Below are 6,008 nucleotides of genomic sequence, written 5' to 3' on the forward strand. Positions count from 1 at the left end.
TAGCACACCCTACTGTTCGGGCACGCATCTACGTTCTCGCGGCATGAAATGTCCGAGCTTTGTAGGCACGCCGCCCTCGAAATGGTGGAGGGCGCAGGGAAGACCGGGCGCCAGCCGCACCCATGGCCCGCCTGCAACAAGAAACGCAGGCGGCAGTCACCACAGGTACGAGCCGAAACACCCGGCCTTCCCTGCGCGATGGTTTTAACGCTTATGCCGCGCTCTCCTCGGTGCTCCGGGCTTTCTGGCCACCGTCGCCTCGTGGATCATCCGCGAGACTTGATCTCAGCGTCGGGAGATCAGGACCACACGGCTTCGCGTCCGCATCGACGTCATTCGTCTCGCACGCCGAAACATGCGTGACGCCGACGCGTCCATCGCGTCCCGCTGCCAACGTCCGTGACGATCGCGAAGCGCCCCTCCTATCGGAAGCGGGACGGGACGGATTATGCCCCCGATTTGGGGTCTCGGTCAACTCACTTTCGGAAAATAAGAATGTTGACGCCTGCGAAGAATCGGTCGTGACGACGAGCGGATCGTGCACGTCATCGACAGGCCGGATTCTCCACATCCGTCGTCGCCAGAAACACGATGGTCGCCGGGGGCAGCTCGATGCCGCCGGCGGCGACCGCCTCGCCGTCGAGCGGCGGCAGACCATCGTCTGCACCAAGGGCTAGCGCGCGGCCGTTCAGGCGAATGCGTGCGTCGGTCAGGTGGTCCGCCGTCAGCATGTAGCGAACGGCCGGCATCGGCAGTTCGAGCGATTGCGCGGTCGTTCGATCGAGATTGATGGCCAGCAGCGCCACGCCGCCGGGTCGGCCGCGGAGGCAGTGGGCGTAGAGATGCAGCCCGCGCACGAGCGGTGCACCTGCTTCGAGCACGGTCGTGCCCATCAATCGGCGCCAGAGCAGGGCCGCCCAATAGTCCGGGCGCGGCGTGAAATCGCGCTCATCCAGGAGGCCGTAGTCGCTGGCGGCGAGCGTGTTGTGCATCACGACCTCGACGCCGCGCCGCGCCATGCGGCCGAGCAGATCGAGATAGCGAAAGCTGTCGAGGAAGGTCGAGTCCCAGGGATTGCCGCCGCAGGCGGCGTCGGCCGTTTCCGTGATCCACAGCGGCTTGCCCGGCGCAAGGGCGTCGCGCAGGGGCGCGTAGAAGGATTGGGCGCGGTCGGCACCCGACAACCGATCTTCCGAAAGCGCCTGCCGGTCGCGCGCCGCGGCCGACAGCGTCGCGTGCGAGCAGCGGGGAGAGATGCCGCCATAATGGTGATAGGACACGACGTCGAACGCATCGCCGGCAGCCTTCAGGAGATCCTTGCTGTCGAGCATGTCGTTCGAGACAGTTTCTGCTCCGATCGATCCGGGACCGAGAAGGATCGTCTTCGCTGATGCGCGCTCGAGGAAGGAACGAAACACCGCGACGTCGCGGCCGAAGCTCGCCGCATCGTAGAAGCGCGGCGCGCCGCCGAGTGCGGGCAGGTCGGGCTCATTCATGAACTCCGCGGCGGCGATCTCGCCGCCGAGCGCGCGGGTAGCGTCGATCAGCCTCTCGGCCTGTGTTGGCGTCCAGACGCCGCGTGCGTCGCGCACGCCGTCGCCGATCGCAAACGAGGTGACGAGCTTTGCGTCCACGGCGCGCGCGAATCCGATCACGCCTTGCCATTGCCGGCGCGTCAGCACGCCTTTGAAGCCGGGCGGCGGCCGAGACACGGGCGCATCCGCATCATCGAAATAGGTGCTGTTGGCCCAGGTGCCGCTGACGCGCAGATACGCCGGGCCGAGCGCGGCGGCGAGCCTGCGCAGCCGTGCCTGGGCGAGATCGATCGGCGCGCGATAGGCGTACATTGCCGAATCCATGCCGGGCGGAATGTCGCCTGCGTTCGATGGCGCTACCGCTTTGCCTTGATCGCGATATGGCCGCCAGAAGAACCCGCCGGTCACCTCCACCATCTCGATGTTGTAGGATTGAAAACGCGCGTCGACCGCGCCGAGGCGCGCCATGGTCGCGGGCGAAAGCGCGACCGGCGATGCTCCCTGTGATGAGGTCGAGACGAGCGCGAGCAGCGAGCCGATCAGGACGGCGCGCATGAAGCCGGGCTGCGCGTCGCTTTGACGTCGCGTCAATGATCTAGACTTTGGTCGGATCGGGGGGCGCCACTTGTCCGGTCCATTAGCGTTCCGTGAATTCGTTGAATCAATTGCGAAATCCTCGAACAGGTTCGTTCATACCGGTTTTTTCGGCCCTGTCCGTTTCAATCCAGCTCGCTCCATGTTATGCAATCTTCATCAAAACTTCACAGAAATGAAATGTCGGTACCACGCGAAAATCTGCGCGTCGTCGGCGGACTCGCTGACGATCCTGCCCATCGGAACAACGGCAGCACGGAGGATGCGGCCGTATCCGCGGGCGGCGTCGAGACCAATCAAACCGGAGCGCCGCGCACGGATGCGACGGCGCCCGCCGAGGCCCCGCCCGGCGAGCTGCTTGTGCAGAGCGAGGCGGCTCCATTGGAGGTTCCCGCGCCGAAAGCGGCGGTGCCCGTCGGCACCGAGATCGAGCTCAAGCTCCTGGTCGATCCGGAACAACTGGCTCATTTCAACGAGGCGCAGATCATCGCGGCGAATGCGCGCGGCAACGGCACGCGCAAGCATCTGAAGTCGGTGTATTACGATACGCCCGGACGCGCGCTGTGGGAGAACGGATTGAGCCTGCGCGTTCGCCAGAGCGGTACGCGGTTCGCGCAGACCGTGAAGGCCGAAGCCAGCGACGACCCGCTGCGGCGTGGCGAATGGGAGGCGAGCGTGCCCTCGATGGCGCCAGATCTCGCGCTCGCGGCGCCGTTCATGCCGGCGAAGCTGCGCGACGATCTGCAATTGCAGCCGGTCGAGGCGGTGTTCACCAGCGATATCCATCGGCACCAGCGCCTCGTCGACCTGCCGTCCGGCACGGTCGAGGTCGCCTTCGACCACGGCGTGCTCAAGGCGGGCGTCCGCTCGACGCCGGTGGCCGAGATCGAGCTCGAGCTGAAGGCCGGCCACGCGTCCGCGATCTACGAGTTGGCGCTGCGGCTCGCCGAGCACGGCGCGGTCAGGCCCTCGATCCGCACCAAGTCGGCGCGGGGCTTCGACCTCGCTGCCGACGCTGCGCCCACGGCGGAGAAGCCGCGCAAGCTCCGGGTCGAGCCTGCGGCGTCGCTCGACGATACCTTTGCCGCGATCCTCCGGGAATGCCTTCGTCACCTGCTGCAATCATTGCCTGCCGCCGAGCATGGCGGTGATCCCGAAGGCGTGCATCAGTTGCGCGTCGCGCTGCGACGGCTGCGCTCGGCCTTCAACCTGTTGCGGGCAGCGGGCGCATCGAGCCGGCTCGAAGGGTTCCGAGAGGAAGCAGGCTGGCTGGCGCAAAACCTCTCCACCGCGCGCGACCTGGACGTTTTTCAAGGCTCGACGCTGCCTGTCATCGCGGAGGCGTGTTCGGGGATCGTCGGCTTCGATGTCCTGAGCACGGCCACGGAGCAGCGTCGCGGCGACGCCTACCGGAAGGTCCGCGAGGTGCTGGCGGGCCGCCGCTGTGCCGCGTTCGTGCTCGGGCTCGGCAGCTTCATCGAGACGCGCGGCTGGCGCAGCGATGTCGCGCCGGAGGCGCTGGGGCAGCTCGCCGAACCAGCGGCGAACTTTGCCCGCCGCGTCCTGGCGATCCAGCATCTCAAGGTGCTCAAGCGCGGCCGTCATCTCAAATCGCTCGGCGCGGAACAGCGCCACCGCCTGCGGCTCGCGGTGAAGAAGCTGCGCTACCTCGCCGACTTCCTGCTGCCGCTATGCGCCGAAGGCAAGGCCGCGAAACGGTTCGCGCACCGGCTTGCCGACCTGCAGGAGGAGCTCGGCGCCTTCAACGACATGGCGACGACCGCAAAGGTGCTGGAGTCGCTCGGCGCAGAGACCGCCGGCGGCGGCACCGCGGCCGCGGCGATCACGGGCTGGCAGGCCCACGGCATGGTCGGCGCCGAGCCGCGCCTGCGCGGCGCGTGGAAGGAGTTCGCCGAGGTGAAGCCGCCCTGGGTGGTGGAAGCGCCGGCTCAGTAGCGAGACTCCGATGAGATGAGCTTCGCTCGATCAGCGCAGGAAGTGCGCTCCCTCGCCCCGTTCTTACGGGGAGAGGTGCGCAGAACTCGTGGCGATCTCCATTGTTTGAGGGGCATCCTGCGTTAGACCTACACCACCACGCTCAGTCGCTTCGCGGCGCGGGTGATGCCCGTGTAGAGCCAGCGTGCGCGGCTCTCCTGGAACGCGAAGCTCTCGTCGAACAGCACGACGTCGTCCCATTGCGAGCCCTGCGACTTGTGCACGGTCAGCACATAGCCGTAGTCGAACTCGTCATAGGGCTTGCGCTGCTCCCAGGGGATCTGCTCGATGCCGCCCTCGAAGCAGTCGCAGCGCACCGAGACTTTCGTCACCTTGTGCGAAAACTCCTCGTCGGGCGACAGCCGCATGCTGATGATGCGGCTCGCCTTCGAGCGCGAGGCGGTGCGCGATTTCACCCGCCACAGTCCGCCATTGAACAGGCCCTTCTTGCGGTTGTTGCGCAGGCAGACCAGCTTGTCGCCGGCGACCGGCAGCGGCTCCTCGATGTTCTGCCGCTGCCGCATCCGCATGTTGTAGGCGCGGCGGGTGTTGTTGCGCCCGACCAGGACCTGGTCGGCGCCCATCACCTTGTTTGGATCGAGCTCGCCGCGCGGCACCACCTCGCTCTCGCCGTGGCGGCCGATCTCGAGCTCGCGACCCTCGCGCACGTCCATCGACATCCGCACGATCGGGTCGTCCTGGGCCTGCCGGTGCACCTCGGTCAGCATCGCGTCGGGCTCGCTTGCCGTGAAGAAACCGGCGCCCTGGATCGGCGGCAATTGCGCGGGATCGCCGAGCACCAGCAGCGGGCATTCGAACGAGAGCAGGTCGCGGCCCATCTCGGCGTCGACCATGGAGCATTCGTCGATCACGATCAGCTTCGCCTTGGAAGCCGGCGCATCGTCCCAGAGCTCGAAACTCGGCTGCTCGACCCCGCTCTCTTTGGCGCGGTAGATCAGCGAATGGATGGTGGAGGCGCCGTCGCAGCCCTTGTTGCGCATCACGAGCGCCGCCTTGCCGGTGAAGGCCGCGAACTTCACCTCGCCATCGACACCCTCGGCGATGTGCCGCGCCAGCGTGGTCTTGCCGGTGCCGGCATAGCCGAACAGGCGGAACACCGGCGGCGTGCCGTTGCGCCCGGGCTTCGCCTTCAGCCAGTCGGCAACGGCTTGGAGGGCAAAGTCCTGGTGCGGCGAGAAGGTGGGCATGGGTTTTCGGAAGTCGGAAGGAGGACTCGAGATTCTCCGGAAACTAAGGTTTGGTGCAAATAGATCAAGCTGCTTGCCACGGGGAGGGCTTCACCTCGGGTCGATTGGCGCGGCAAATCGGGTGAGGGCGGTTACCCTCAATCGAGAGAAGTGCCCATGCTATGCGCGACCGACATGATCTTTTCTCGGCTCGAAATGTCAGGAGCTCAAGCGGCCTTCGAGCCGCGGCCTCAGCACGCGCTGTAGAGCGGTGCCGCGCGGCATCTCCCGCCTTGCGGAATAGGTCGACTGTAGACAGCGCGATGGCGGGCGGTAAGATATGCGCAAGAACAAGCATAAGCGGAGAGAGAACGTCATGAAGTTCGGCATCTTCTACGAGCTGCAACTGCCGCGTCCCTGGGCTGAGGGCGGCGAGTTGAAACTCTACCAGGACGCGCTGACGCAGCTCGAGACTGCCGACCGGCTCGGCTACGATTATGCCTGGGTGGTCGAGCACCACTTCCTGGAAGAGTATTCGCACTCTCCCGCCCCTGAAGTGTTTCTCGGCGCTGCATCGCAGCGGACGAAGAACATCCGCCTTGGCCACGGCATCGTCCAATTGACCACCAATCCGCCGCAGCGCGTCGCGGAGCGCATTGCCTGCCTCGATCTTGTGTCGAACGGCCGGGTGGAAATG

General features: G+C 66.2%; 4 protein-coding genes. 2 read left to right on the forward strand and 2 right to left on the reverse strand.

Annotation, left to right across the window (positions count from 1 at the left end):
- Window positions 1–545 precede the first annotated feature (545 nt).
- Window positions 546–2,126: a hypothetical protein gene (locus JOY90_RS05245; RefSeq protein WP_291690089.1), complete on the reverse strand. Its 1,581-nt coding sequence runs from the start codon at window positions 2,124–2,126 to the stop codon at window positions 546–548.
- A gap of 183 nt (window positions 2,127–2,309) precedes the next feature.
- Between JOY90_RS05245 and JOY90_RS05250 the strand changes: the two genes are divergently transcribed.
- Window positions 2,310–4,085: a CYTH and CHAD domain-containing protein gene (locus JOY90_RS05250; protein ID WP_291690090.1), complete on the forward strand. Its 1,776-nt coding sequence runs from the start codon at window positions 2,310–2,312 to the stop codon at window positions 4,083–4,085.
- A 128-nt stretch (window positions 4,086–4,213) separates the two neighbouring features.
- On the opposite strand, the gene JOY90_RS05255 is transcribed toward JOY90_RS05250, so the two are convergent.
- Window positions 4,214–5,332, reverse strand: coding sequence for an ATP-dependent RecD-like DNA helicase (locus JOY90_RS05255; protein ID WP_291690091.1), 1,119 nt, complete (start codon window positions 5,330–5,332; stop codon window positions 4,214–4,216).
- A 355-nt stretch (window positions 5,333–5,687) separates the two neighbouring features.
- On the opposite strand from JOY90_RS05255, the gene JOY90_RS05260 reads away from it, so the two are divergent.
- Window positions 5,688–6,008: LLM class flavin-dependent oxidoreductase (locus JOY90_RS05260; protein ID WP_291690092.1), on the forward strand; the 321-nt coding region annotated here is incomplete at its 3' end.

Origin of the sequence: Bradyrhizobium sp., assembly GCF_019242285.1 — a bacterium.
Taxonomy (GTDB): domain Bacteria; phylum Pseudomonadota; class Alphaproteobacteria; order Rhizobiales; family Xanthobacteraceae; genus Bradyrhizobium.

Coding starts and splice junctions, on each gene's coding strand:
- JOY90_RS05250 (WP_291690090.1), top strand. CDS start 2,310: ATGTCGGTACCACGCGAAAATCTGCGCGTCGTCGGCGGACTCGCTGAC.
- JOY90_RS05255 (WP_291690091.1), bottom strand. CDS start 5,332: ATGCCCACCTTCTCGCCGCACCAGGACTTTGCCCTCCAAGCCGTTGCC.